We start from the raw sequence: 23,107 nt of genomic DNA on the forward strand, positions 1-23,107 counted from the left end.
GCCGCTCGGCGGCATGATCGTGTCCGACCGGCTGATGGAGCCGTTCACCCAGGGGACCGCGACCTTCCTGCACGGCATCACGTTCGCGGGCCACCCGGTCTCGGCCGCGGTCGCGCTGGCCAACCTGGACGTGTTCGAGCGGGACAACCTGCTCGGCAACGTGCGCGAGAACGAGGACGGCTTCCGTTCCACCCTGGGCAAGCTGTCCGACCTGCCGATCGTCGGTGACATCCGCGGGGCCGGCTACTTCTACGGGATCGAGCTGGTCAAGGACAAGGCGACCAAGGAGACCTTCACCGCCGAGGAGTGCGAGCGCCTGCTCTTCGGCTTCGTCTCCAAGCAGCTGTACGCCGAGGGCCTGTACTGCCGCGCCGACGACCGCGGCGACCCGGTCGTCCAGCTCGCTCCCCCGCTCATCTGCGGCCCCGAGCACTTCGACGAGATGGAGCAGATCCTCCGCACCGTCCTCGACAAGGCCTCCTCCCTCCTCTGACCCACCCACCGCCGACCCGGCGTGAGTTTGCTGCCGACCCGGCGCGAACTCGCGCCGGGTCGGCGGTTGTCCACAGCCCCGACGGACGGGTGGTACGACGCACGGCGGGACGGGCATGCCGGGACGCATGGCGATCCCACTTCCCGACGACTTCCCGTTCCGACCCGACCAGCCGTTCACGCGAGTCCAGGCCCGGGAGGCCGGCGTACCGGACTGGCGCCTGCATCAGCTGGTCAAGCAGCACGTCCTCCGGCGGCCGGTGCGCAACGTGTACGTCGCCGCCTCGGCGGCCGACTCCCTGGACCTGCGCTGTCGCGTCCTCGGGCTCGTCGTACCGGCGGACGGGTTCGTGTGCGACCTGACGGCCGCCTGGCTGCACTCGGGAGAGAAGGCGCTCGCGCCCGGCGACCACGAGAAGGTGCCGCCGATCTCGTTCTTCCGGCCGAGCGGCGGGCATCGGCTGCGCAACGACCTCACCCGCAGCGGCGAACGGCACGTCGAGCCGCACGAGCTGATGGAGGTCAACGGCCTCGTCGTCACGACTCCGCTGCGGACCGCGCTCGACGGCGGCCGCCTCCAACGCACCGCCGACCTGCGCCTGTGGCAGATGGCGTGCATGCTCGCCACCGGGACGTTCACCCACGATCGGCTGTGCGGCGAGGTCGCCCGCCTCAAGGGACGGCGCGGGGTCGTCCTGCAGCGGGAGCTGCTGCCGCGCGTCGACGCCGGCCTCGCGTCGTTCGGCGAGGCCGCGCTGCTCAACCGCTGGTGCGACGCCGGCCTCCCGCCGCCCGAGACCCAGGTCGAGATCACCCGCGACGACGGGTCGTCGTACTTCCTCGATCTGGGGCTTCCCGACGAGCGCTTCGCCGCCGAGTACGACGGGCGCGCGTGGCACTCGAGCGACGCGCAGCGCTCCCACGACCGGGAGCGGCGCGAGTGGATTCGCCACCATCGCTCGTGGCGGATCGGGGAGTTCACCGAGGCGAACACGTTCGGCCAGCATCAGAACGCCGAGCGGCTCCTGCGCGAGGCCTGGGCCGAGCACCGCGGCGTGCGGTACTTCTGACCACATTCACGCCGGGTCGGCACCACATTCACGCCGGGTCGGCGGTCAAGTGAGGGCGGCTCGGCGGCGGCGGGAGGTGATCTCGCCGGCGACGACGATGGCCACGGAGAGCAGGAACATGATCGTGCCGACGACGTTGACCTGCATGGGGACACCGCGCTGGGCGGCGCCCCAGACGTACATCGGGAACGTCGTCTCGCTGCCGGCGTTGAGGTTGGTGATGATGAAGTCGTCGAAGGAGAGCGAGAAGCTCAGCAGGGCGGCGCCCACGATGCCGGGCAGCACGAGCGGGAAGGTCACCCGCCAGAAGGTCTGCGAGGGCGTGGCGTAGAGATCCATCGCCGCCTGTTCGAGGTTGTCGTCCATGCCGGCGAGCCGGGCGCGCACGGTGACGACGACGAAGGACAGGCAGAACATCACGTGGGCGATGAAGATCGTCCAGAAGCCCAGCTGGCCCGCGAAGCCCGACGAGACGAAGAGCGCGAGCAGCGAGGATCCGAGCACGATCTCGGGGGCGGCCATCGGCAGGAAGATCAGCAGGTTGCTGGCGGAGCGGCCGGCGAAGTCGTGCCGCACCAGCGCGAACGCCGCGAGGGTGCCGAGGATCGTCGCCACCACGGTGGCGAGCAGCCCGATCCGGATGCTGAGCCACAGCGCGTCGCACATGCCCTGCGCGCCGCAGAAGTTCGTCCAGTTGTCGAGGGTGAACCCGTCGAATCGGTAGACGTTGCGGCTGACCGGGTCGTTGAAGCTCATGAGGACGACGACGAAGATCGGCACGAACATGTAGATCAGCACCAGCAGGCCGAGCAGGAGCACCAGGTGCTCGCGGATCCACCTCACAGCAGCTCCTCCGTCCCTGCGCGGCGTATGTAGACCAGGACCATCGCCAGGATCAGCAGCATCAGCATCGTCGAGAGCGACGCCGCCGAGGGGTAGTTGTTGGCGTCGACGAACTGGCTCTGGATGACGCTGCCGATCATCCGCTGGTTCGGACTCCCGAGGAGCACCTGGTTGATGTAGTCGCCGACCGCCGGGATGAAGGTCAGCAGCGTGCCGGAGACGACCCCGGGCAGCGACAGCGGCCAGGTGACCTTGAAGAACCCGACGAAGGGGCTGGCGTACAGGTCGCTGGACGCCTCGACGAGCCGGTGGTCGATCCGGTCCAGGCTCGCGAACAGCGGCAGGATCATGAAGGGCAGGAAGTTGTAGACGAGGCCCGCGACCACCGCGACCGGGGTGGCGAGCAGTCGCCCGTCCTCACCGAGGATGTGCAGGAACTGCAGGAGGTCCACGACGTACCCGTCGTCGGCCAGGATCAGCTTCCACGACAGGGTCCGCACCAGGAAGCTGGTGAAGAACGGCGCGATGACCAGCACCAGCAGCAGGTACTTCCAGCGGCCCGCCTTGAACGCCATCGCGTAGGCGAGCACGTAGCCCAGCACCAGGCAGATGACGGTGGCGATCGCGCCGTACCAGAGCGAGCGCAGCAGCGGCCGCCAGAACTCCTGGAGCGCGTCCCAGTAGTTCGCGACGTGGTAGGTCATCGAGTAGCCCTCGATGTCCGACCCGCTGGGGTCGTACAGGCTCGTCGCGACGAGCGAGTAGAAGGGCAGGACGAAGAACAGCAGCAGGGTCAGGAACGCCGGCAGCAGGAGCAGGTAGCCGGTCCGCCCGCGCCGCCGGCCGGTGTCGGCACGTACGTCGGCCGCCGCGACCGGCGCGACACCGGCCGTGCTGGTCATCAGTCGTCGCCCTTCTGCGCGCCGGCCGAGGCGTCCTGGGAGAAGTCGAGCAGGAAGGCGTACTCCGGGCGCCAGGACAGCTCGACCGGCTCACCGGAGCGGAACAGCCGGACCCGGCCGGTGTTCTGCTGGAAGACCTGGAGCTCCTGGCCCCACGGCATCCGGACGAGGTACTGGGTGGAGACGCCGTTGAAGCTGACGTCGGAGACCACACCGCCCGGGATGGTGTTGCCGGGAGCGTCGAGCTCCTCGCCGACCTCGCCGATCAGCACCTTCTCGGGGCGGATGCCGATCCAGCCCTTGTCGCCGTCGGTGTGGGTCCGCTCGGTGGGCACCGACACCTGGATGCCGTGCATGTCGACGGTGGTGACGTCGGCGGAGCGGCCGAGCACCGTGCCCTCGATCAGGTTGGACTGACCGAGGAAGTTCGCGACGAACGTCGAGCGGGGGTTCTCGTACAGCTCGGCCGGGGCGCCGAGCTGCTCGATGACGCCGGCGTTCATCACCGCGACCGTGTCGGCCATGGTCATGGCCTCCTCCTGGTCGTGGGTGACGTGTACGAAGGTGAGCCCGACCTCGACCTGGATCCGCTTGATCTCGATCTGCATCGAGCGCCGCAGCTTGAGGTCGAGCGCGCCCAGCGGCTCGTCGAGCAGCAGCACCTCGGGCCGGTTGATCAGCGCCCGGGCCAGTGCGACCCGCTGCTGCTGGCCGCCGGAGAGCTGGGCCGGCTTCTTGCGGGTCTGGCTGCCGAGCTCGACCAGGTCGAGCATGTCGCGCACCTGTTGCTCGACGTCCTTGACCTTGCGCCGCTTCAGGCCGAAGGCGACGTTCTCGAAGATGTCGAGGTGCGGGAAGAGCGCGTAGTTCTGGAAGACGGTGTTGACCGGCCGCTTGTACGGCTTGGCGAAGGTGATGTCCTCCCCCGCCAACGTGATCGAGCCCGAGGTCGGCGTCTCCAGCCCGGCGACCATCCGCAGCGTGGTCGTCTTGCCGCAGCCCGACGGACCGAGCAGGGCGATGAACGAGCCGCGCGGGATGTCGAGGTCGAGGTGCTGGACGGCCGTGAACACGCCGTACGACTTGGTCAGCTCGCGGATCCGCAGCCCGTCGTACGACGAGTCGTCCGCCCGCTCGCGCTGCACGTCAGCCACCTGTGACATTGGCCCAGTCTCCTTCGTACTCGTTGCTCTGGCGGGCGTCGAGCGGCATGAAGTCGAAGGTGTCCGCCAGCATGTCGTCGTCGGGGAAGATGAGCGGGTTGGCGGCGAGCTCGGGGTCGATCTTCTCCATCTCCTGCTGCGCACCCTTGACCGGACAGATGTAGTTGACCCAGGCGGCCAGCTTCGCGGCGACCTCGGGCTCGTAGTAGTAGTTGATCCACTGCTCGGCGTTGGCCTGATGGGTCGCGAGGTTGGGGATGATCATGTTGTCGCTCCACAGCGACAGCCCCTCCTCGGGGACGACGAACTTGATGTCGGGGTTGTCGTACTGGAGCTGGATCACGTCGCCGGACCACGCCTCGCAGGCCAGGATGTTCCCGGCGGCGAGGTCCTGGGTGTAGTCGTTGCCCGTGAAGGCGCGGATCTGACCGCTCGCCACGACCTGTTGGAGCCGGTCGATCGCCACGCCCCACTCGTCGTCGGTGAAGTCGCCGGGGTCCGCCCCGGTGACCAGCAGCAGAAAGCCCATCGTGTCGCGCATCTCGGTCAGCAGCGTGACGCGACCGCGCAGGTCGGCCCGGGTCAACAGCTCCTCGAAGCTGCGCACCTCTCCGGTCTTCGCGGCGTTGTAGGCGATGCCCGTCAGTCCCGACTGCCACGGGGCGTGGAACTCCAGGTCCGGGTCCCACTGACGGTCCCGCAGCGGGTCGATCAGGTTGGCGTGCAGGTTGGGGACGTTGGCCTTGTCGTAGGGCTGGGTCCAGCCGAGCGAGATGAACCGCGCGGCCATCCAGTCGGTGAGCATCACCATGTCGCGCTCGATCGAGGTGCAGTCCGCCATCTGGTTGCGGACCTTGGCGTAGAACTCGGCGTTGTCGTTGACGTCGTCGGAGTAGTCGACGGCGATCCCGGTGCGCTCCTCGAAGGTCGAGAGCGTCGAGGGGTCCTCGTCGGCGTCGATGTACTGCGGCCAGTTCGAGATGATCAGCCGCTTCTGGCTGGCCGACACGTCGGTCGCCCGGCACGTCGCCGGGTCCTGCTGCACCCCGGAGGTCTCGAAGAACGGCAGCTTCAGCGCAGCGGCGCTGGCCCCGAGGAAGGCGACGGTCCCCACGCCGCGGAGGACCGTCCGGCGCGATGCGAAGCCAGGTCCGCGGCCGGGTCCAGGCGTGCCTGACGTCATGTGACCCCCTACGAGTGCGTGCTCTCGATGGCTCGGATCGTGCCACTTCAGGGGGGTGCCGACAAGCGATCCGGTCGATCGGAAACCTGTTCGCAACGAAATCCCTCGTACGACGACGGCCGTGCCGCTGCTTGGCCGCACCCCTCGAGCCTGGGAGCATGACTCCATGAGTCCCCGATCAGAGCGCGGTCCGGCGCCGCTCGACGACGTCTCGAAGGCCATCATCGAGCAGCTCCAGCAGGACGGACGGCGCTCGTACGCCGCGATCGGCAAGGTCGTCGGGCTCTCCGAGGCCGCCGTACGCCAGCGCGTGCAGCGGCTCATCGACGGCGGCGTCATGCAGGTCGTCGCGGTGACCGACCCGATCGAGCTCGGCTTCGCGCGTCAGGCGATGGTCGGGATCCGGGTCACCGGCCCGCTCGAGCCCGTCGCCGACGCGATCGGCGCCCTGCCCGAGGTCGACTACGTCGTGATCACCGCCGGCAGCTTCGACCTGATGGTCGAGGTGGTCGCGGAGAGCGACGAGGACCTGCTCCGGCTCATCTCGAACGACATCCGCAAGATCGACGGCGTCCTGGCCACCGAGACCTTCATGTACCTGCGGCTGCACAAGCAGACCTACTCGTGGGGTGTGCGCTGAACGGGTACGCCGGGCTCTCGCTCTGGCACGAGACCGCGGAGCACGACTGGACCCCGCGGCCCGCGCTGCCGGGCGACACCGACGTGGACGTCGCCGTCGTGGGCGGCGGCCTCACCGGCCTGTGGACGGCGTACTACCTCGCCGAGGCCGACCCCGCCCTGCGGATCGCGGTCCTGGAGTCCGAGGTGGCCGGCTTCGGCGCCTCCGGGCGCAACGGCGGCTGGTGCTCGGCCCTGTTCCCGGCCTCGCTCGACAGCCTCGCCGCGATGGCCGGTGGCGGTCCGGACGGGCGGCGGGCCGCGCTCGCCCAGCACGCCGCGATGCGGGCGACGGTCGACGAGGTCGTCCGCGCGGCCGCGGCCGAGGGGATCGACGCGGACATCGCCCAGAGCGGCACCGTGGTGCTGGCACGCACCCGCGCCCAGCTCTCCCGGGCTGCCGCGGAGGTCGCGCACGCCCGCTCCTGGGGTCGCGGCGAGGACGACCTGCGGCTGCTCGGGTCGTCCGAGGCCCGGTCCGTGCTGAACGGCAGCCGCACCCGCGGCGCGACGTACACCCCCGACTGCGCGGCGCTGCACCCGGCGCGGCTGGTGCGCGGCCTCGCGGGCGCCGTCGAGCGACGTGGTGTGCGCGTCTTCGAGCGGACCCGCGTCACCCGGATCGAGCCCGGTGCCGCGGTCACCGAGCACGGCACCGTCCGCGCCGCCACCGTCGTCCGCGCGACCGAGGGCTACACCGCCCGCCTCGAGGGGCAGCGCCGGGCCGTCGCCCCGGTCTACTCGCTGATCATCGCGACCGAGCCGCTGCCCGCGGCCACCTGGGACGGGATCGGCCTGGCCCGGCGCGAGACGTTCAGCGACCACCGGCACCTCATCGTCTACGGCCAGCGGACCGCCGACGACCGGCTGGTCTTCGGCGGCCGCGGGGCGCCGTACCACCTCGGCTCGCGGATCCGGCCCGAGCACGACCGCGACGAGCGCGTCTTCGCCGGCCTCTACGCCGCGCTCGTCGACCTGTTCCCGGTCCTGACCGGCACCCGGGTCACCCACGCGTGGGGCGGGGCGCTCGGCATCGCGCGCGACTGGACCGCCTCGGTGGGCCTGGACCGCACGACCGGGCTCGCCTGGGCGGGCGGGTACGTCGGCGACGGCCTGTCGACCACCAACCTGGCCGGCCGGACCCTGCGCGACCTGGTGCTGGGCCACGACACCGACCTGGTCCGGCTGCCCTGGGTCGGGCACCGCTCCCCGCAGTGGGAGCCCGAGCCGCTGCGCTGGCTCGGCATCAACGCGGGGCTGCGCGCGATGACCGTGGCCGACGCCGAGGAGAGACTGACCCGGCGGCCCAGCCTGATCGCCCGCGCCGTCTCACCGCTGCTGCGCTGAGGGCGTCGATCAGAGGCCGTTCGCGCGGGTGCGGGCCGGCGGGCGCGGGGCGCGCAGCCAGGCGCGGAAGAACCGCCCGAGCTCCTCGCCGCTGACCCGCTCGGCGAGCGCGACGAACTGCCGCGTGGTGCCCGTGCCGCCGCGATGAGTGCGCACCCAGGTGCGCAGGAGCCGGTTGAAGTCGCGCCCGCCGATCCGCGAGCGCAGGGCCTGCATCGTCATCGCCCCACGCTGGTAGATCGGCACGTCGAAGAGGTGCCCCGGACCGGGGTCGTGGATCCGGACCCGCCAGAAGTAGTCGTTGGCCCGGAGGTCGCGGTAGGCCCGGTCGAGCCACTCGCGCCCGCTCGGACCGCCGTGCTTCTCGGCCCACAGCACCTCGAAGAAGGTCGCTGGCCCCTCGTTGAGCCAGATGTCGCGCCAGCCGCGGACGGTCACGGAGTTGCCGAACCACTGGTGCGCCATCTCGTGGACCACCGTGCTCGTGCCCCCGTGGTCGAGGACGGGGTACGTCGGCCGCGTCTGGTTCTCGAGCGCGAAGCCGACGGGCAGCGCGGTGGTGAGACCGCCGGTGCTCGAGAACGGGTAGCGGCCCAGGCGGCGGGTGAGCCACGCGGTGATGGCCGGCGTCTGCTTCATCAGCCGCATCGCGCGGCTCTGCTGCGCGGGATCGAGTCGCTCCGAGACGGCGACGTACCAGGGCAGGCCGCGGTGGGTGCCGGACGCCGTACGGAACGAGCCAGCGGCGAAGAACGCGAGGTAGGACGCCATCGGCTCGGCGCTGCGCCAGTGGGTGGTCGCGAGCGGCCCGGCGACCGTGCGGCCGACCAGGGTGCCGTTGCCGACGACGTCCAGGCCGCTGGGCACCGAGATGCGCACGTCGAAGCGCGCCCGGTCGCGCGGGTGGTCGTTGGCGGGGAACCACCACGGCGCCATGTGCGGCTGGTTCATCGCCACGACCTCGTGCTCGTCGGCGATCCAGTTCTGCTCGCCGGCGTACGTGATCGGCGCGGGGTGGCCGTCGTACGCCACCGCGACCTGGACGGTCTGTCCCTTCCGCAGCGGCGCGGCGGGGGTGACCTGCAGCTCGTGCTGGTCGGGCTTGCGGAACGCCACCGGCGCTCCGTCGATGCGCACCGACTGCACGGGCAGCAGCAGGTCGAGGTTGAAGCGCGTGAGGGCGCGGGTGGCGCGGAGGGTCACCCGGGTGTCGCCCCGCAGCCGCCCGGCGGCCAGGTCGTAGGCGACCTGGATGTCGTAGTGGAGCACGTCGATCCCGCCGTTGCCGTCGAGCGGGAAGTACGGGTCGCCGATGCCGGCGGCGCCCGGCCGCGGGTCCGCGGCCGTGACCGGTGACGCGGGCGCGACGAGACCGACGGTGCAGACGAGCGCGAGCGCCGGGACGAGACGACGGAGGGGACCCACGGCTGCAAGGTAGACCACCTCGCCGAGATGCTCGCTTTCCGCGACCGCGGATGCTATAACTCTAGTTAGTTACTAGACTTTAAGCGAGGTCGCGGTGCGGGTGATCACCCTGGAGGTCCCGGAGCTCGGGAACCGCTGCCACCTGGTCCACGACGGGCGGCGCGCCCTCGTCGTCGACCCGCCCCGCGACCTGACCGCCGTCGAGCGGGCGGCCGCGCAGGCCGGGGTCGAGATCTCGGCCGTCGCCGACACCCACGTCCACCACGACTACGTCTCCGGCGCGCTCGCGCTGGCCCGGCGGCACGGCGCCGACTACCTGCTGTCGGCCGACGAGCGGGTCGACTTCGAGCGCGTCGGCGTACGTCACGGCGACGTGGTGAGCGTCGGCGGGCTGGAGGTCGAGGTGCTGGCGACCCCGGGGCACACCCGGCACCACCAGTCCTTCCTGGTCCGCCGCGACGAGCAGCCCGGCGCCCTGTTCAGCGGGGGCAGCCTGCTGTACGGCGGCGTCGGGCGCACCGACCTGGTCCACCCGCGCCTGGCCCTCGGCCTGGCCCGGGATCAGTGGGCCAGCATCCGCCTGATCGGCGGCCTCGACCCGCGCACGGCGCTGCACCCCACCCACGGGTCCGGCAGCTTCTGCGCGCGCAGCACCACCGGCACCCCGAGCAGGGACGACCCCCAGGACGGAGACACCGTGACCATCGGCGACGAGACCAGCCGCAACCCGGCCTTCAGCACCGCCCGCGACCGCTTCGCCCACGATCTGGTCGCGGGCGACGGACCGGTCCCGGCGTACTCCGCCCACCTCGACCCGCTCAACCGGGCCGGCGCCGGCCGGGCAGAGCCCCGCGCGGCCCGGCCGGCGACCGCGGAGGAGGTCAGCGACGCCATCCTGCGCGGGTCCTGGGTCATCGACCTGCGCGGCCACGAGGAGTACGCCGACGGCCACGTCGCCGGGTCGGTGAGCATCGAGTACTCGCCCCGGTTCGCGACGTACGTCGGCTGGCTGGTGCCGTGGCAGGACGACATCGTGCTGCTCACCGACTCGCCCCGCCTGCTGCAGCCCGCGCTGCGCGACCTGGCCCGCATCGGCATCGAGGGCGTCGGCACCCACGTGCTGCCGCGGGCGGAGCCGCTGGAGGCGACGTACCGCCGCGCGGCCTGGGCCGACTTCCGCTCCCCCACCGGCGAGCAGCGCGTGGTTGTCGACGTCCGGCAGCGTGACGATTGGGACGACGGACACCTGCCCGGGGCCGTCCACGTACCGGTGCAGGACGTCGACCTGGTCGCCGCCACCCTGCCCGCCGGCGAGCTGTGGGTGCACTGCCGCTCCGGCTACCGCGCCGGCATCGCCGCCAGCCTGCTGCACCGCGCGGGCCGGTCGGTCGTTCACGTCGACGACGGCTGGGAGCAGGTCGCGGCGCTCGGGATCCCCACCGCCACCGATCCCCACGCCGCCTGACCCCCACCGCCGACCCGGCGTGAATGTGGTGCCGACCCGGCGCGAACTCGCGCCGGGTCGGCGGAAAAGCGGTTGCGGGGTGCCCCCTCGGACGCTGATGCTGGATCCCCCGCACCGTGCGACCGCGCGGTGCCCATCGAGAGGAGCGTGACATGTCCAGGACTGTCGTCGGCCTGAACGCAGACCGCCCCCACCTCTTCCGATGGAGCACCACCACCCATGTCACACGACTCCGCTCCGGAGCAGTACACCTCTGACAGTTTCGTCCGGCTCCCCGAGCCCGACCACCACGTCGACCGCCTCGAGGGCATCGACGAGTCCTTCGTCTTCGACTTCCAGGCGTACGACGAGGTCGCCGACGGCCAGCGCTGGACCACCTGGTACGACGTCGAGCCGCTCTCCCGCGGACCCGAGCCGCGACCCGACTGGGTCGTGACCTCCCGGGGCGCGATCGACACCGAGCTCGGCATCCTGAAGACCGGCAAGGAGGCCGACGTCTTCCTCCTCGAGCGGGCCGACCCGCTGGAGCCCGAGCGCGGGGTCGTGATGGCGGCCAAGCGCTACCGCAGCAGCGAGCACCGCACGTTCCACCGCGCCGCGTCGTACACCGAGGGCCGGAGCATGAAGCGCTCCCGCGACGAGCGGGCGATCAAGCGCAAGAGCACCTTCGGCAAGCTGGTCGCGGCCGGCGAGTGGGCGGTCTCGGAGTGGGACGCGCTCAAGCGCTTCTGGGCGCTCGGGCTGCCGGTGCCGTATCCCGTGCAGATCGACGGCACCGAGATCCTGATGGAGTGGATCACCGTCGAGACCGACGACGGCGTCGACACCGCACCCCGGCTGGCCCAGACCCGGCCGGAGCCCGAGCTGCTGCGGAGCTACTTCGACCAGCTGCGCGACGCGCTGGCCACGATGGTCCAGCACGGGATCGTGCACGGCGACCTGTCGCCGTACAACATCCTGGCCGCGGGCGATCGGCTCGTGATCATCGACCTTCCGCAGATCGTCGACCTGGTCGGCAACCTCAACGGGATGGACTTCCTGCTGCGGGACTGCACGAACATCTGCACCTGGTTCCGCGCCCGGGGGCTCGAGGTCGACGAGCACGACCTGTTCGGTGAGCTCCTGGGGCACGCCTTCTAGGGTTCGGGGCGTGAAGCGCACCCGCGGCCGGATCGTCCACGTCGAGTCCCTCGGCGACCTCGACCGGAGACTGGCCGCGGGCGCGCGCCGGCTGTCCGGCTGGCGGGTGCGGGCGGTCGACCTGACCGACCGCACCGCCGAGCTGCGCGGGTGCCGCGTCGCCGGCGCGTCGTTCCTCGGCTGCCGGTTCGCGCCCGGCGTCGGCGACGAGCTGTCGGCCGCCGGGGCGCTGGTGCTGCCCGCGATCCCCGACGTACCCGTCGACGTGCACCGCGCGGCGCTCTACTCCCCCGGCGAGCTCTACGACACCGTCGTCGCCGGCGGGGAGTACGACGGCTCGCTCGACGCCCGCGCCTACGCCTGGGCGCAGCGGCCCGGCGACGCCGAGGACGAGCTCGCCAAGACGCTGCACGACCACGTTGTCGACCAGGCGCTGCAGTCCTGGGTGCGCGAGCGCCGGATGGTCGGCGTGATGGGCGGGCACGCCGCGCTCCGCGGCGAGCAGGGGTACGCCGACGCCGCCCGCCTGGGTCATCTGCTCGGCGGGAGCCTCGTGGTGGCGACCGGCGGCGGGCCGGGCGCGATGGAGGCGGCCAACCTGGGCGCTCGCCTGGCCGGCCGACCGGCGGGTGAGCTCGACCGGGCGTTGACCGAGCTCGCGCAGGTGCCGTCGTACCGGCCCTCGGTGACGGCGTGGGCCGCCGCGGCCCGTCTGGTGACCGAGCGGGTCCCGGAGCCCCGCGAGACGCTCGGGATCCCGACCTGGCACTACGGCCACGAGCCGCCGAACCTGTTCGCGACGGCCGTGGCGAAGTACTTCCGCAACGCCGTGCGCGAGGCCATCCTGCTGGAGGTGTGCGACGCCGGCATCGTGTTCCTGCCGGGTGCCGCCGGGACCGTGCAGGAGGTCTTCCAGGACGCCTGCGAGAACTACTACGCCGACGAGTCCTCCATCGCGCCGATGGTGCTGGTCGGCGAGGAGCACTGGACGCGCACCCTGCCCGTCTGGCCGCTCCTCCAGGCGCTGGCCCGCGGGCGCGCCATGGAGCCGCACGTGCACCTGGTCGACACGGTCGAGGAGGCCGCGGCGCTGATGGTCGGGTAGGTCAGGCGGCCAGCCGGCCGGCGCCCGCACCGGCAGCGAGCGAGCGGTAGTGGTCGACCAGCCGCTCGTTGACCGCGCGCCAGGAGCGGTCGCCGACGCTGCGGCGGGCCGCGAGGCCCATCCGGCGGCGGTAGAGGGTGTCGTCGGCGAGCCGCCCGACGTACGACGCCAGCGCGGCCGGGTCGCCGGGCTCGTAGAGGTGCCCGGCGACGCCGTCGGCCACGACGTCGACCAGCCCGCCGGCACGCGGCGCGACGACCGGCACCCCGGAGGCCAGCGCCTCCTGCGCGGACTGGCAGTAGGTCTCGTGACGGCCGGTGTGCACGAACACGTCGAGGCTGGCGTACGCCGCCCCGAGCGCGTCGCCGTGCAGCACGCCGAGGAAGGCGGCACCGGGAAGCAGGGTGCGTAACCGCTGCTCCTCCGGGCCGCCTCCGACGAGGACCAGGCGCACGCGCGGGTCCTCGGCCAGGGAAGACAGGAGAGGGAGCTCCTTCTCGGGAGCCAGCCGGCCGACGTACCCGACGAGCAGCCGGCCGTCGGCCGCGAGCTCCCCGCGGAGGGCGGCCGAGCGGCGTACCGGGTGGAAGGCCTGGAGGTCGACGCCGCGCGGCCAGAGCACCGTGCGCGGGATGCCCAGCCCGTCGAGCTGGCGCAGGCTCGCGCTCGACGGCGCGAGCGTGAGGTCGACGCGGTGGTGGATGCGGCGGGTCAGGGTCGCCATCGCCCGGCAGCCGCCCGCGACGCCGTACCGCTCGGCGAAGCCGACGAGGTCGGTCTGGTAGACGGCGAGGGTCGGGATGCCGAGCTCGCCCGCGGCCCGGGTGGCCTGGTAGCCCAGCGTCGCGGGCGAGGCGATGTGCACCACGTCGGGGCGGAAGCGGAGCATCACCGAGCGCAGCCGGCGCCGAGTCTCCAGACCGATCCGGAAGTCGCGGTAGAACGGCAGGCTCGCACCACGGGCGTGCGTGACCGGGAAGCCGGCGTACGTCGGCGGGCCGGTCGGCGCGACGAGCTCGGCCGTGTGGCCGGTGGCGGCGAGGTGCTCCAGGACGCGGCGGACGGAGTTGGTGACGCCGTTGACCTGGGGAAGGAAGGACTCGGAGACGATCAGGACCCGGAGGTTGTCCATGCGGCTGACGTTAGGAAGCCGATCCCAACGTGGGGCCAGTGTGACGTGGCCGTCACGTGAACCTCAGAGTGACAGGCGGTACGTCTGCTCCCGGCCGTACGCCGTGAAGCCGGCCCGGCGCAGGATCGGCGCGGCCGTCTCGACCCGGCCCTTGACCAGCGCGAACGCGGCGTCGTGCGCGACGGCGTACTGCAGGCGGGCGGCGAGCACCGCGCGGTAGCCGCCGCGACCGCGCGCGTCGGGGACCACGCCGGCGCCCCAGAGCAGCGCGACCCGGCCCGCCTCGCCCTCGGCGAGGGTCAGCCCGCCGGTGCCGATCGGCCGGCCGTCGAGGTAGGCGACCGCCGCGGCTCCGAGACCCTCGCCGTGGGCAAGCGCGGCGTCGGCGGCGAGCTCGCGGATCCGCTCGTTGTCCGGAAGCCCACCCTCGCCGAACGCGGCGACGGAGACCGTGAGGTGGTCGCGGGTGGTCTGCTCGTCGAGCTGCCAGCGCACCTCGACGTCGGCCGGTACGTCGAGCTCGGGCGACCCGGCCGCCAGGTCCAGCGCGTGCACGTCGACCGTCTCGACGACGGCCCCGTCGAGGTCCTCCAGGGTCTCGCGCAGCGCGTCCGGCGCCCCGAGCGGCACCCGGACGTCGAGGGCGTCGTACCCCCAGGACCGCGCGCGGGCATCGGCGTCGACGAGCAGCCGGTCGACGTCGTCCTCGTCGGCGGCGGCGAGGTGCAGCACCGTCGGCGGCGTACCGAAGGACGGCGGCCAGCCGACGAGCAGCAGCTCCTCGGTGCTGTAGACCGTCGCGTCGTCGGGGAACCACAGCCAGGCCGCCGAGGCGGCCGCCACGTCCTCCGGGGTCACGACTCCGTGGCCGCCAGCTGACCGCAGGCGCCGTCGATCTCGCGGCCTCGCGTGTCGCGGACGGTGGTCGGGATGCCCTTGGCCTCCAGCCGGCGCACGAACTCGCGCTCGTCGGCGGGGTCGGAGGCGGTCCACTTCGAGCCCGGCGTCGGGTTGAGCGGGATCAGGTTGACGTGCACCCAGCCCCAGTCGCCGTACGAGCGGAGGACGTCGCCGAGCAGGTCGGCGCGGTGCGCCTGGTCGTTGATGCCGCGCATCATGGCGTACTCGATCGAGACCCGGCGCTTGGTCGCCTTCGCGTAGTCCCACGCGGCCTCGACGGTCTCGGCGACCGAGAAGCGGGTGTTGATCGGCACCAGCTCGTTGCGGAGCTCGTCGTCCGGGGCGTGCAGGCTGAGCGCGAGCGTGACCGGGATGCCCTCCTCGGTCAGCTGCCGGATCCGCGGCACCAGCCCGACCGTGGAGACGGTGATCCCGCGCGCGGACATGCCGAGGCCGTCGGGGGTCGGGTCGGTCATCCGGCGTACGGCGCCGATCACGGCCTTGTAGTTGGCCAGCGGCTCGCCCATGCCCATGAAGACCACGTTGGAGACCCGGCCGGGGCCGCCCGGGACCTCGCCGCGGGCCATCGCCCGGTGGGCGGCGACGACCTGCTCGACGATCTCGGCGGTCGACATGTTGCGCTGCAGGCCGCCCTGGCCGGTGGCGCAGAAGGGACAGGCCATGCCGCAGCCGGCCTGGCTCGAGACGCACACGGTCGCCCGGTCGGGGTAGCGCATCAGCACCGACTCGACCAGCGCGCCGTCGAAGAGCTTCCACAGCGTCTTGCGGGTGGTGCCCTTGTCGGCCTCGAGGGTGCGCAGCGGGGTCATCAGGTCCGGCAGCAGCGCGGAGACGAGCTCGGCGCGCTGGCCGGCGGGCAGGTCGGTCATCGCCTCCGGGTCGTCGACCAACCGCGCGAAGTAGTGCGTGGACAGCTGCTTGGCCCGGAAGCCCGGCAGGCCGTGCTCCTCCAGGAGCGCCTTGCGGCCGGCGGCGTCGAGGTCGGCCAGGTGCCGCGGGGGCTTCTTGCGGCCGCGGGGCTCGTCGAAGACCAGCGGCAGCGCGGTCGCGCCGGCGGGCTGGTCGGGGGTCTCTGCGGAGGACATCCCTCCGAGTGTCCCACCCGCTACCACGTCAGCCGAAAACCTCGGCGCGCGGTCACTCGACGTCGACCCAGTCCAGGGTCCGCTCGACGGCCTTCTTCCACCCGGCGTACCCCTCCGCGCGCTGCTCGTCGTCCCAGCGCGGGGTCCAGCGCCGCCCCTCGTTCCAGTTGCGGCGCAGCTCGTCGGTGTCGGTCCAGAAGCCCACGGCGAGCCCGGCGGCGTACGCCGCGCCCAGGCACGTCGTCTCCGCGAGCACCGGCCGGCTGACGTCGACCCCGAGGACGTCGGCCTGGATCTGCATGCACAGCTCGTTCGCCGTCACGCCGCCGTCGACCTTCAGCACCTCGAGGCGTACGCCGGAGTCCTGCGCCATCGCCTCGGCGACGTCGCGGCTCTGGTAGCAGATCGCCTCGAGGGTCGCCCGCGCGACGTGGGCGTTGGTGTTGAAGCGGGACAGCCCGACGATCGCGCCGCGCGCGTCGGAGCGCCAGTACGGCGCGAACAGGCCCGAGAACGCCGGCACGAAGTACACGCCTCCGTTGTCCTTGACCTGCCGGGCGAGCGACTCGCTCTGCGCGGCACCGGAGATGATGCCGAGCTGGTCGCGCAGCCACTGCACGGCTGAGCCGGTGACGGCGATCGAGCCCTCCAGGGCGTAGACCGGCGGCTCGTCGCCGAAGCGATAGCAGAGCGTCGTCAGCAGTCCGGCCTTCGAGCGCACCGGCTCGGTCCCGGTGTTGAGCAGCATGAAGTTGCCGGTGCCGTAGGTGTTCTTGGCCTCCCCCGGCTCGAAGCAGACCTGGCCGACGGTGGCGGCCTGCTGGTCGCCGAGGATGCCGGTGAGCGGCACCTCCCCCCGGAACGGGCCGCGCTCGGCCGTGCGTCCGTAGCCCTCCGGGCAGCTGGACGACCTGATCTCGGGGAGCATCGCTCGCGGGATGTCGAAGAGCGCGAGCAGCTCGTCGTCCCAGGCGCAGGTCTCGAGGTCCATCAGCATCGTGCGGCTGGCGTTGGTGACGTCGGTGACGTGCGCTCCCCCGTCGATGCCGCCGGTCAGGTTCCAGACCAGCCAGGAGTCCGTCGTACCGAACAGCGCGTCGCCGCGCTCTGCGGCCTCCCGCACGCCGTCGACGTTCTCGAGGATCCACTGGATCTTCCCGGCCGAGAAGTACGTCGCCGGCGGCAGGCCGGCCCGCTCCCGGATCAGGTCGCCGTGGCCGTCGCGCTCCAGCTTGGCGGCGATCTTGTCGGTGCGGGTGTCCTGCCAGACGATCGCGTTGTAGTAGGGCCGCCCGGTGTTCCGGTCCCAGACCACGGTCGTCTCGCGCTGGTTGGTGATGCCGACCGCGGCGAGGTCGCGGTGCGTCAGCCCGGCCCGGCCGAGGCCGATCTCGACGACCGAGCGGGTGCGCTCCCAGATCTCCACCGGGTCGTGCTCGACCCAGCCGGCCCGCGGCAGGATCTGCTCGTGCTCGAGCTGGTGCCGGGCCACCTCGCCACCGTCGTGGTCGAAGATCATGAACCGGGTGCTGGTGGTGCCCTGGTCGACGGCTCCCACGTAGGTCGTCATGGTCGGCCCTCCTGCCGGTGGATCAGGCGTCGGTGCTGTAGAGGATCCAGAGCACCAGGCCGGCCGAGGCGAGCACGACGACGGCGGTGGTGACGATCCCGATCAGCATGTAGCGGCCGAAGCGCCGGGTGCGAGGCGCGACGGTCAGCCCGATCGGGATGGCCAGCGTGACCAGCACCAGCGGGAACAGCTCCTCCGCCGTCTCGGTCTCGACGAGCACGCTCAGCAGGCCGGCGTAGATGCCCGGCACCAGGATGACGAACAGCAGGCCGGTGAAGAAGCCGGAGAGCGACGTGAAGGTCGGGTGGTCGCGGTGCCACCAGCTGGGCTCCGCGGCGGGGGCCTGCTCCTCGGTGCTCATCACGCCGAGAGTAGCGGCTCGGACAGGGTCAGCACGTCGGGCATGCCGAGACGCGCCCAGCGATCCAGGTCGGGCTCGGTGCCGGTCAGCGCCGCGGCGACCACGGTCCAGGCGGTGCCGTGCCCGACCAGCACCACGTCCTGGTCCGGGTGCACCTCCCGGATCGACCGCACCGCACCGACCACGCGCTCGCGCAGGGCCGCCAGCGGCTCCCAGCCCACGACGGCGGGTACCTCGGGCTCGGCGAAGGCTCGTCGTACGGCGGCCGGGAGGTCGTCGACCCAGGCCGCACCACGCTGGTGCTCCCGCAGGCCGTCGACGATGCCGACCTCGCCCTCGGTCAGCAGCTGGCAGGTCTCGAGCGCCTTCGGCTCCGGGGAGGTGAACCACACCGCGCCCTGGGGCAGCCGGTCGCGCAGCGCCCACACGTCGTCGAACCCCGCAGGGTCGAGCGGCCAGGACGCGGCCGGCGTCGTGGGATCGACGACCGGCCGCCCGTGCCTGACCAGGAAGAGGGTCACGCCCGGTCCTAGAAGACCAGGTAGTGCAGGATCAGCCAGATCGGCGCGATGGTGGCCAGCAGCGAGTCGAGGCGGTCCATCAGCCCACCGTGACCGGGGATCACCTGGCTCATGTCCTTGATGCCGAGGTCGCGCTTGATGACCGACTCGCACAGGTCACCCAGGGTGGCCATGACGACCGTGACCAGGCCGAGCAGCAGTCCGACCCACCAGTCACCGTCGAGCAGGTAGACGACCAGCGCCCAGCCCGCGACCAGGCAGAAGACGAACGAGCCGGCGAAGCCCTCCCAGGACTTCTTCGGCGAGATGACCGGGGCCATCGGGTGCTTGCCGAACAGCACGCCGGCGACGTACCCGCCGGTGTCGGAGGCGACGGTGATCGCGACGAAGGTGATGATCCCCTGGACGCCCGGGTCGTCGAGGCCGCTGGCGTTGACGCCGCCGCCCTCGGCCAGCAGCAGCGCGACGAACGAGCCGAGGAACGGGACGTAGATCAGGCTGAAGACGGACGCCGTCGCGTTCTGGACGTAGCCCTCGATCCCCCGGCGCAGCAGCCAGAGCATCGTCATCAGGGCGGCGACGGCCGTGGCCGTGACCAGCGCCGGTGCACCCCAGAAGTACGCGACGACGACCATCACGACGCCGCCGAGCATCAGCGGCTGCTCGGGCAGGTCGATGCCCTTGACCCCGAACCCGCGGTGCAGCTCCCAGATCGCGACGACCACGGCGATCGCCACGATCACCATGAACGCCGTCTTCCAGAACAGCAGCGACAGCAGGATCGCGCCGACGAGTACGAAGGCGGAGGCGAAGGCCGCGCGCAGGTCGCGGCCGGCGCGGCCGTGGTCCTTGGGCGGCGCCGGGGTGGTGTCGGTCATCGGGAGCCGAGCCAGAGAGGTCTCAGACCTCCAGCAGCTCGGCCTCCTTGTTCTTCAGCAGCTCGTCGATCGCGTCGGTGTGCTTCTTGGTGACGCCGTCGAGGCGCTTCTCGGCACCGGTCACGTCGTCCTTGCCGACCTCGCCGTCCTTCTCGAGGCGCTCCAGGGCCTGCTTCGCCGTACGACGCAGGTTGCGCACCGCGACTCGGCCGTCCTCGGCCTTGGCCCGGGCCACCTTGATGAACTCCTTGCGGCGCTCCTCGGTGAGCTCCGGGAAGTTGCAGCGGAGCATCTTGCCGTCGTTGGACGGGTTGACGCCGAGGTCGGAGTCGCGGATGGCGCGCTCGATGTTGCCGATCGCCCCGATGTCGTACGGCTGGATCAGGATGATCCGCGCCTCGGGGGCGGTGAAGGACGCCAGCTGCTGCAGCGGCGTCGGGGAGCCGTAGTAGTCGACGACGATCTTGCTGAACATGCTCGGGTGCGCCCGGCCGGCCCGGATCGCCGAGAACTCCTCGCGGGTCGCCTCGACCGACTTCGCCATCTTGCCGTCGGCCTCGTTGAGGATGTCGTTGATCACGGCTGCTCCTGTTGCTCGGGGTGCTGCGCTGGTCGGTGCTGCGCTCGGTCGGCGCGGGTCGCTGTGGTGGAACGGGCACTCAGCCCGCGCTCACCAGCGTCCCGATCTTCTCACCTCGGACGACCCGGAGGATGTTGCCCTCCGGCTCCATCCCGAACACGACCATGGGCAGCTTGTTCTCTCCGCACAGGGCGAACGCCGTCTGGTCCATGATCCGCAGCCCGCGCGAGATCGCCTCGTCGTAGGTGAGGTCGTCGAACTTGGTCGCGGTCGGGTCGAGGTTCGGGTCGGCGGTGTAGACGCCGTCGACGCCGCTCTTGGCGACCAGGACGACGTCGCACTTGGACTCCAGCGCCCGCTGCACGGCGACCGTGTCGGTGGAGAAGAAGGGCATCCCCATGCCGGCGCCGAAGATCACGACCCGGCCCTTCTCCATGTGCCGGATCGCGCGGCGCGGGATGTAGGGCTCGGCGACCTGGCCCATCGTGATGGCGGTCTGCACCCGCGTCTCGACGCCCAGCTTCTCCAGGAAGTCCTGGAGCGCGAGGCAGTTCATGACGATGCCGAGCATGCCCATGTAGTCGGCACGGACCCGGTCCATGCCGCGCTGCTGGAGCTCGGCGCCGCGGAAGAAGTTGCCGCCGCCGGTCACGACCGCGATCTGGACGCCGGCCCGGGCCACCTCGGCGATCTCGGCGGCGATCTTCTGGACGACGTCGGGGTCGACGCCGACGTTCCCCCCGCCGAACACCTCACCCGAGAGCTTCAGGAGCACACGCTTGTACCCGGTCACCGAGAACCTCCCTGGTCGATGTCGAACGTCGGACCGGGCGCGCACGCGCGGCCCGGCCACCGGGAGAAACCTATCGGATGACGTCCCCCGACCACGAAGCCAGCACCGGCGGACCGGACCTGCCGGGTGCAGCTAGGGGCTGGACGAGGTGCCGTCCGAGCCGGCCATGACGAGCGCGACGACGATCCCGATCACGAGCAGGGCTGCGAGCACGGCGGCGGCGATCTTCGGGACGCTCCACGGGCGGTCCCCCACGACCTCGCCGGTATTGGCGTTGACCATCACCTGCCAGGTCTTGCCTCCGTAGAGGTAGGTGGCGATCCACAGCGGCATCAGCACGAGCTTGAACATCGCCCGGGAGTACGTCACGTCCATGTTCGACACGCGCTGCTCGTCGCCGCCGATGGCGCGCTCGCAGTCGTCCTCGATGTCGCGGCGCATCTCGGCCCGCGCCTCCTCCGACCCCGCCTGCGGGTCGAGGTCGTAGCGCAGGGCGGAGTAGCCGGTGAGGTACTCCTGCTGGAACGGCCGTGCGTCGGCCAGGGTCCAGGGACCCATCTTCTCCAGGTGGTCCTCGTCGAGCTGGTGGCTGGCCACGACCAGGACGTCGTCGAAGGTGCGCGACACGTGGCCCGACGCGGACGTCCAGCGGGTACGCCGCTCCTGCCGCGTCTCGGTGCGGGTGCCGCCCTTGCCGTCCGAGACCTGGTGGCTGACCGTGACGTAGTAGTAGTCGCCGCGCTGGCCGACGTAGTCGGTCTCGGTGTGCGCGTCGTAGGTCCAGTGCGGCACGTAGGTGCCGTGCAGGCCCTCGGTCGAGCCGACCTTCTTCAGCGCGTTCGGGGCGAACCGGCGGGACCGGACCCACGTCCCGAACGCCTCCTGGGCGCCGCGCCGGTCGACGTGGAACGGGACGATCGCCTCGGGAGCCACCAGGCCCTCGGGGTGCTCGTCGGCGATCAGCGCGCCGCCGCAGAACTGGCAGGCGCTCGCCAGGTCGTCGGTCTCGGTGCTCGCGCCGCAGCCCTGGCAGCGCAGCACGTGCGCGACCAGCGCGGCCACCTCGACGGTGCCGTGCCGGGACACCCACTCGTCGAACGAGTGCTCGCGGATGGTGGCGGCACTCGCCGCGATCTCCAGCTCGGATCCGCACGACCCGCACCGCAGGGACGTCGTGCCGGGGGCGTACGCCGTCTGGGCGCCGCAGCTCGGGCAGGTCGAGCTGAGCGGCGCGGGGGCCGCGGGAGTCTCGGACATCGCGACCCGATCAGGCGTGCGGCGGCAGCGGCGGAGGCGTGGCCGCGAACAGACCCTGCAGCTCCGGCAGCTCGGACGCGGCCGTCCAGGCCGCCATCCCCTGTTGCCAGACGAGGGTGTTCGGGGTCAGCTCGCCCGAGGCGACCTTGGCGGGCAGCTCCGCGGCGCCGACCGGACCGACCTGGGCGGCGCCCACGGCCAGGAACCACGGCTGCGCCGCGCCCGGGATCGGCGGCGGTCCGCCCGCGGGCGCGGCGGGTGCCGCCGGGGCCTGCTGCGGGTTGAGCGAGTCGGCCATCTGCTTGCCGAGCGCCATCCCCACGCCCATGCCGAGGCCCTCCCCGGCGCCGCCCGGGTTGTTGGCGGCGTCGCCGATCGCCTCGGCGGCCTGGAACTTGGTGTACTGGTCGAGGTTGCCGAGCACGCCCATCGAGGTGCGCTTGTCGAGCGCCTCCTCGACCTCGGGCGGCAGCGAGATGTTCTCGATGACGAAGCGTGGGATCGAGATGCCGAAGTCGGCCAGGTTGGTCGTCAGGGTGCCGGCCAGCGTGTCGGCGATGGTCTGCTGGTTGGCCGCGAGGTCGAGCATCGGCAGGTTGGAGTTCGCCAGCGCCGTACCGACCTGGCTGACGATGTTCTGGCGCAGGAACTCCGAGACCTCGTCGGTGCGGAAGTGCGGGTCGGTGCCGACCAGCTGGCGCAGCAGCGTCGCCGGGTCGGTGACCTGGAGCGCGTAGGTGCCGAAGGCCCGCAGCCGGACCATCCCGAACTCGGCGTCGCGCAGCGTGACCGGGTTCTGGGTGCCCCACTTCAGGTCGGTGTACTGCCGCATGCCGACGAAGTAGACCTCGGCCTTGAACGGCGAGTTGAAGCCGTACTTCCAGCCCTTCAGGGTGGAGAGGATCGGCAGGTTCCGGGTCTCCAGCGTGTAGGTCCCGGGGGTGAAGACGTCGGCGATCTGGCCCTCGTTCTCGAAGACCGCCACCTGGCCCTCGCGGACGACGAGCTGGGCGTTCATCTTGATCTCGTTGCCCTGGCGCGGGAAGCGCCACACGAGGGTGTCGCGACTGTCGTCGAGGAACTCGACGATGTCGATGAACTGGCCGCGCACCTTGTCGAACAGACCCATGGGTTCCCCTCGTCCTGCCGCTCGCGACCCCGGCGGCCGCACCGGGACCCTACTGGACCGCGGGGCG

General features: G+C 71.7%; 23 protein-coding genes. 7 read left to right on the forward strand and 16 right to left on the reverse strand.

The window, feature by feature from the left end:
* Both VMF51_RS25640 and VMF51_RS25645 read left to right on the forward strand, forming a co-directional pair.
* Positions 1-493: aminotransferase class III-fold pyridoxal phosphate-dependent enzyme (locus tag VMF51_RS25640; RefSeq protein ID WP_325477333.1), on the forward strand; the 493-nt coding region annotated here is incomplete at its 5' end.
* Between the two features lie 127 nt (positions 494-620).
* Entirely contained in the window at positions 621-1,562 is a 942-nt protein-coding gene (locus tag VMF51_RS25645; RefSeq protein WP_325477334.1) for a hypothetical protein, read from the forward strand.
* Positions 1,563-1,607: 45 nt separating this feature from the next.
* On the opposite strand, the gene VMF51_RS25650 is transcribed toward VMF51_RS25645, so the two are convergent.
* From VMF51_RS25650 to VMF51_RS25665, 4 genes are read right to left on the reverse strand one after another with little or no spacing between them, the layout of a single operon-like run.
* Positions 1,608-2,405 carry an ABC transporter permease gene (locus tag VMF51_RS25650; protein ID WP_325477335.1) on the reverse strand — a complete coding sequence of 266 codons (798 nt, stop codon included), beginning with the start codon at positions 2,403-2,405 and terminating at the stop codon, positions 1,608-1,610.
* Positions 2,402-3,307, reverse strand: coding sequence for an ABC transporter permease (locus VMF51_RS25655; protein ID WP_325477336.1), 906 nt, complete (start codon positions 3,305-3,307; stop codon positions 2,402-2,404). Before VMF51_RS25655 ends, VMF51_RS25650 begins: the two co-directional genes overlap by 4 nt.
* Positions 3,307-4,470, reverse strand: a complete 1,164-nt coding sequence (locus tag VMF51_RS25660) for an ABC transporter ATP-binding protein (RefSeq protein ID WP_325477337.1) — start codon at positions 4,468-4,470, stop codon at positions 3,307-3,309. Before VMF51_RS25660 ends, VMF51_RS25655 begins: the two co-directional genes overlap by 1 nt.
* A complete protein-coding gene (locus tag VMF51_RS25665) occupies positions 4,454-5,584 on the reverse strand; it encodes a spermidine/putrescine ABC transporter substrate-binding protein (protein WP_325477338.1) in 1,131 nt (376 codons plus the stop codon). Before VMF51_RS25665 ends, VMF51_RS25660 begins: the two co-directional genes overlap by 17 nt.
* 235 nt (positions 5,585-5,819) lie before the next feature.
* Between VMF51_RS25665 and VMF51_RS25670 the strand changes: the two genes are divergently transcribed.
* Together VMF51_RS25670 and VMF51_RS25675 are read left to right on the forward strand one after the other, a co-directional pair.
* A complete protein-coding gene (locus VMF51_RS25670; protein ID WP_325477339.1) occupies positions 5,820-6,293 on the forward strand; it encodes an Lrp/AsnC family transcriptional regulator in 474 nt (157 codons plus the stop codon).
* Positions 6,278-7,678 carry an FAD-binding oxidoreductase gene (locus tag VMF51_RS25675; protein WP_325477340.1) on the forward strand — a complete coding sequence of 467 codons (1,401 nt, stop codon included), beginning with the start codon at positions 6,278-6,280 and terminating at the stop codon, positions 7,676-7,678. The genes VMF51_RS25670 and VMF51_RS25675 overlap by 16 nt, the downstream gene beginning before the upstream one ends.
* 9 nt (positions 7,679-7,687) lie before the next feature.
* On the opposite strand, the gene VMF51_RS25680 is transcribed toward VMF51_RS25675, so the two are convergent.
* Positions 7,688-9,103, reverse strand: coding sequence for a M1 family metallopeptidase (locus tag VMF51_RS25680; protein WP_325477341.1), 1,416 nt, complete (start codon positions 9,101-9,103; stop codon positions 7,688-7,690).
* Positions 9,104-9,203: 100 nt separating this feature from the next.
* Between VMF51_RS25680 and VMF51_RS25685 the strand changes: the two genes are divergently transcribed.
* The 3 genes from VMF51_RS25685 to VMF51_RS25695 all read left to right on the forward strand — a co-directional run bounded on the left by VMF51_RS25685 (position 9,204) and on the right by VMF51_RS25695 (position 12,813).
* Entirely contained in the window at positions 9,204-10,568 is a 1,365-nt protein-coding gene (locus VMF51_RS25685) for an MBL fold metallo-hydrolase (protein ID WP_325477342.1), read from the forward strand.
* Between the two features lie 219 nt (positions 10,569-10,787).
* A complete protein-coding gene (locus tag VMF51_RS25690; RefSeq protein ID WP_325477343.1) occupies positions 10,788-11,708 on the forward strand; it encodes a serine protein kinase RIO in 921 nt (306 codons plus the stop codon).
* 10 nt (positions 11,709-11,718) lie between these two features.
* A complete protein-coding gene (locus VMF51_RS25695) occupies positions 11,719-12,813 on the forward strand; it encodes a Rossmann fold nucleotide-binding protein (protein ID WP_325477344.1) in 1,095 nt (364 codons plus the stop codon).
* A gap of 1 nt (position 12,814) precedes the next feature.
* Here VMF51_RS25695 and VMF51_RS25700 read toward each other — a convergent pair whose 3' ends face one another.
* The 11 genes from VMF51_RS25700 to VMF51_RS25750 form a co-directional block, all read right to left on the reverse strand.
* The gene (locus tag VMF51_RS25700; RefSeq protein ID WP_325477345.1) at positions 12,815-13,945 is read right to left on the reverse strand and encodes a glycosyltransferase family 1 protein; all 1,131 of its coding nucleotides are present in this window, start codon (positions 13,943-13,945) and stop codon (positions 12,815-12,817) included.
* Positions 13,946-14,008: 63 nt separating this feature from the next.
* Positions 14,009-14,803: a GNAT family N-acetyltransferase gene (locus VMF51_RS25705; RefSeq protein ID WP_325477346.1), complete on the reverse strand. Its 795-nt coding sequence runs from the start codon at positions 14,801-14,803 to the stop codon at positions 14,009-14,011.
* Complete coding sequence (gene rlmN, locus VMF51_RS25710; RefSeq protein WP_325477347.1) at positions 14,800-15,951, reverse strand: 23S rRNA (adenine(2503)-C(2))-methyltransferase RlmN; 1,152 nt, start codon at positions 15,949-15,951, stop codon at positions 14,800-14,802. Before rlmN ends, VMF51_RS25705 begins: the two co-directional genes overlap by 4 nt.
* Before the next feature lie 52 nt (positions 15,952-16,003).
* Positions 16,004-17,521: a glycerol kinase GlpK gene (gene glpK / locus VMF51_RS25715; protein WP_325477348.1), complete on the reverse strand. Its 1,518-nt coding sequence runs from the start codon at positions 17,519-17,521 to the stop codon at positions 16,004-16,006.
* Between the two features lie 22 nt (positions 17,522-17,543).
* Positions 17,544-17,882: a hypothetical protein gene (locus VMF51_RS25720; RefSeq protein WP_325477349.1), complete on the reverse strand. Its 339-nt coding sequence runs from the start codon at positions 17,880-17,882 to the stop codon at positions 17,544-17,546.
* Positions 17,882-18,403 (reverse strand): histidine phosphatase family protein, encoded by a 522-nt coding sequence (locus VMF51_RS25725; RefSeq protein WP_325477350.1) that lies wholly within the window; start codon positions 18,401-18,403, stop codon positions 17,882-17,884. The genes VMF51_RS25720 and VMF51_RS25725 overlap by 1 nt, the downstream gene beginning before the upstream one ends.
* Positions 18,404-18,411: 8 nt before the next feature.
* Positions 18,412-19,281, reverse strand: a complete 870-nt coding sequence (locus VMF51_RS25730) for a phosphatidate cytidylyltransferase (RefSeq protein WP_325477351.1) — start codon at positions 19,279-19,281, stop codon at positions 18,412-18,414.
* Positions 19,282-19,303: 22 nt separating this feature from the next.
* On the reverse strand, positions 19,304-19,858 hold the full coding sequence (frr, locus tag VMF51_RS25735; protein WP_325477374.1) for a ribosome recycling factor: 555 nt from the start codon (positions 19,856-19,858) through the stop codon (positions 19,304-19,306).
* Positions 19,859-19,940: 82 nt separating this feature from the next.
* Positions 19,941-20,654, reverse strand: coding sequence for a UMP kinase (gene pyrH, locus VMF51_RS25740; protein ID WP_325477352.1), 714 nt, complete (start codon positions 20,652-20,654; stop codon positions 19,941-19,943).
* A 132-nt stretch (positions 20,655-20,786) separates the two neighbouring features.
* Positions 20,787-21,911, reverse strand: a complete 1,125-nt coding sequence (locus VMF51_RS25745; protein WP_325477353.1) for a hypothetical protein — start codon at positions 21,909-21,911, stop codon at positions 20,787-20,789.
* Between the two features lie 10 nt (positions 21,912-21,921).
* On the reverse strand, positions 21,922-23,040 hold the full coding sequence (locus VMF51_RS25750; RefSeq protein WP_325477354.1) for an SPFH domain-containing protein: 1,119 nt from the start codon (positions 23,038-23,040) through the stop codon (positions 21,922-21,924).
* Positions 23,041-23,107 lie beyond the last annotated feature (67 nt).

This window comes from Nocardioides sp. (assembly GCF_035503875.1).
In the GTDB taxonomy this organism is placed as follows: Bacteria; Actinomycetota; Actinomycetes; order Propionibacteriales; family Nocardioidaceae; genus Nocardioides.

Bases quoted from the DNA above. Each gene is read 5' to 3' on its own strand.
- VMF51_RS25745 (WP_325477353.1), bottom strand. From the start codon at position 21,911: ATGTCCGAGACTCCCGCGGCCCCCGCGCCGCTCAGCTCGACCTGCCCG.
- VMF51_RS25690 (WP_325477343.1), top strand. From the start codon at position 10,788: ATGTCACACGACTCCGCTCCGGAGCAGTACACCTCTGACAGTTTCGTC.
- VMF51_RS25720 (WP_325477349.1), bottom strand. From the start codon at position 17,882: ATGAGCACCGAGGAGCAGGCCCCCGCCGCGGAGCCCAGCTGGTGGCAC.
- VMF51_RS25730 (WP_325477351.1), bottom strand. From the start codon at position 19,281: ATGACCGACACCACCCCGGCGCCGCCCAAGGACCACGGCCGCGCCGGC.
- rlmN (WP_325477347.1), bottom strand. From the start codon at position 15,951: ATGTCCTCCGCAGAGACCCCCGACCAGCCCGCCGGCGCGACCGCGCTG.
- VMF51_RS25645 (WP_325477334.1), top strand. From the start codon at position 621: ATGGCGATCCCACTTCCCGACGACTTCCCGTTCCGACCCGACCAGCCG.
- glpK (WP_325477348.1), bottom strand. From the start codon at position 17,521: ATGACGACCTACGTGGGAGCCGTCGACCAGGGCACCACCAGCACCCGG.
- VMF51_RS25660 (WP_325477337.1), bottom strand. From the start codon at position 4,470: ATGTCACAGGTGGCTGACGTGCAGCGCGAGCGGGCGGACGACTCGTCG.
- VMF51_RS25750 (WP_325477354.1), bottom strand. From the start codon at position 23,040: ATGGGTCTGTTCGACAAGGTGCGCGGCCAGTTCATCGACATCGTCGAG.
- VMF51_RS25655 (WP_325477336.1), bottom strand. From the start codon at position 3,307: ATGACCAGCACGGCCGGTGTCGCGCCGGTCGCGGCGGCCGACGTACGT.
- VMF51_RS25700 (WP_325477345.1), bottom strand. From the start codon at position 13,945: ATGGACAACCTCCGGGTCCTGATCGTCTCCGAGTCCTTCCTTCCCCAG.
- VMF51_RS25670 (WP_325477339.1), top strand. From the start codon at position 5,820: ATGAGTCCCCGATCAGAGCGCGGTCCGGCGCCGCTCGACGACGTCTCG.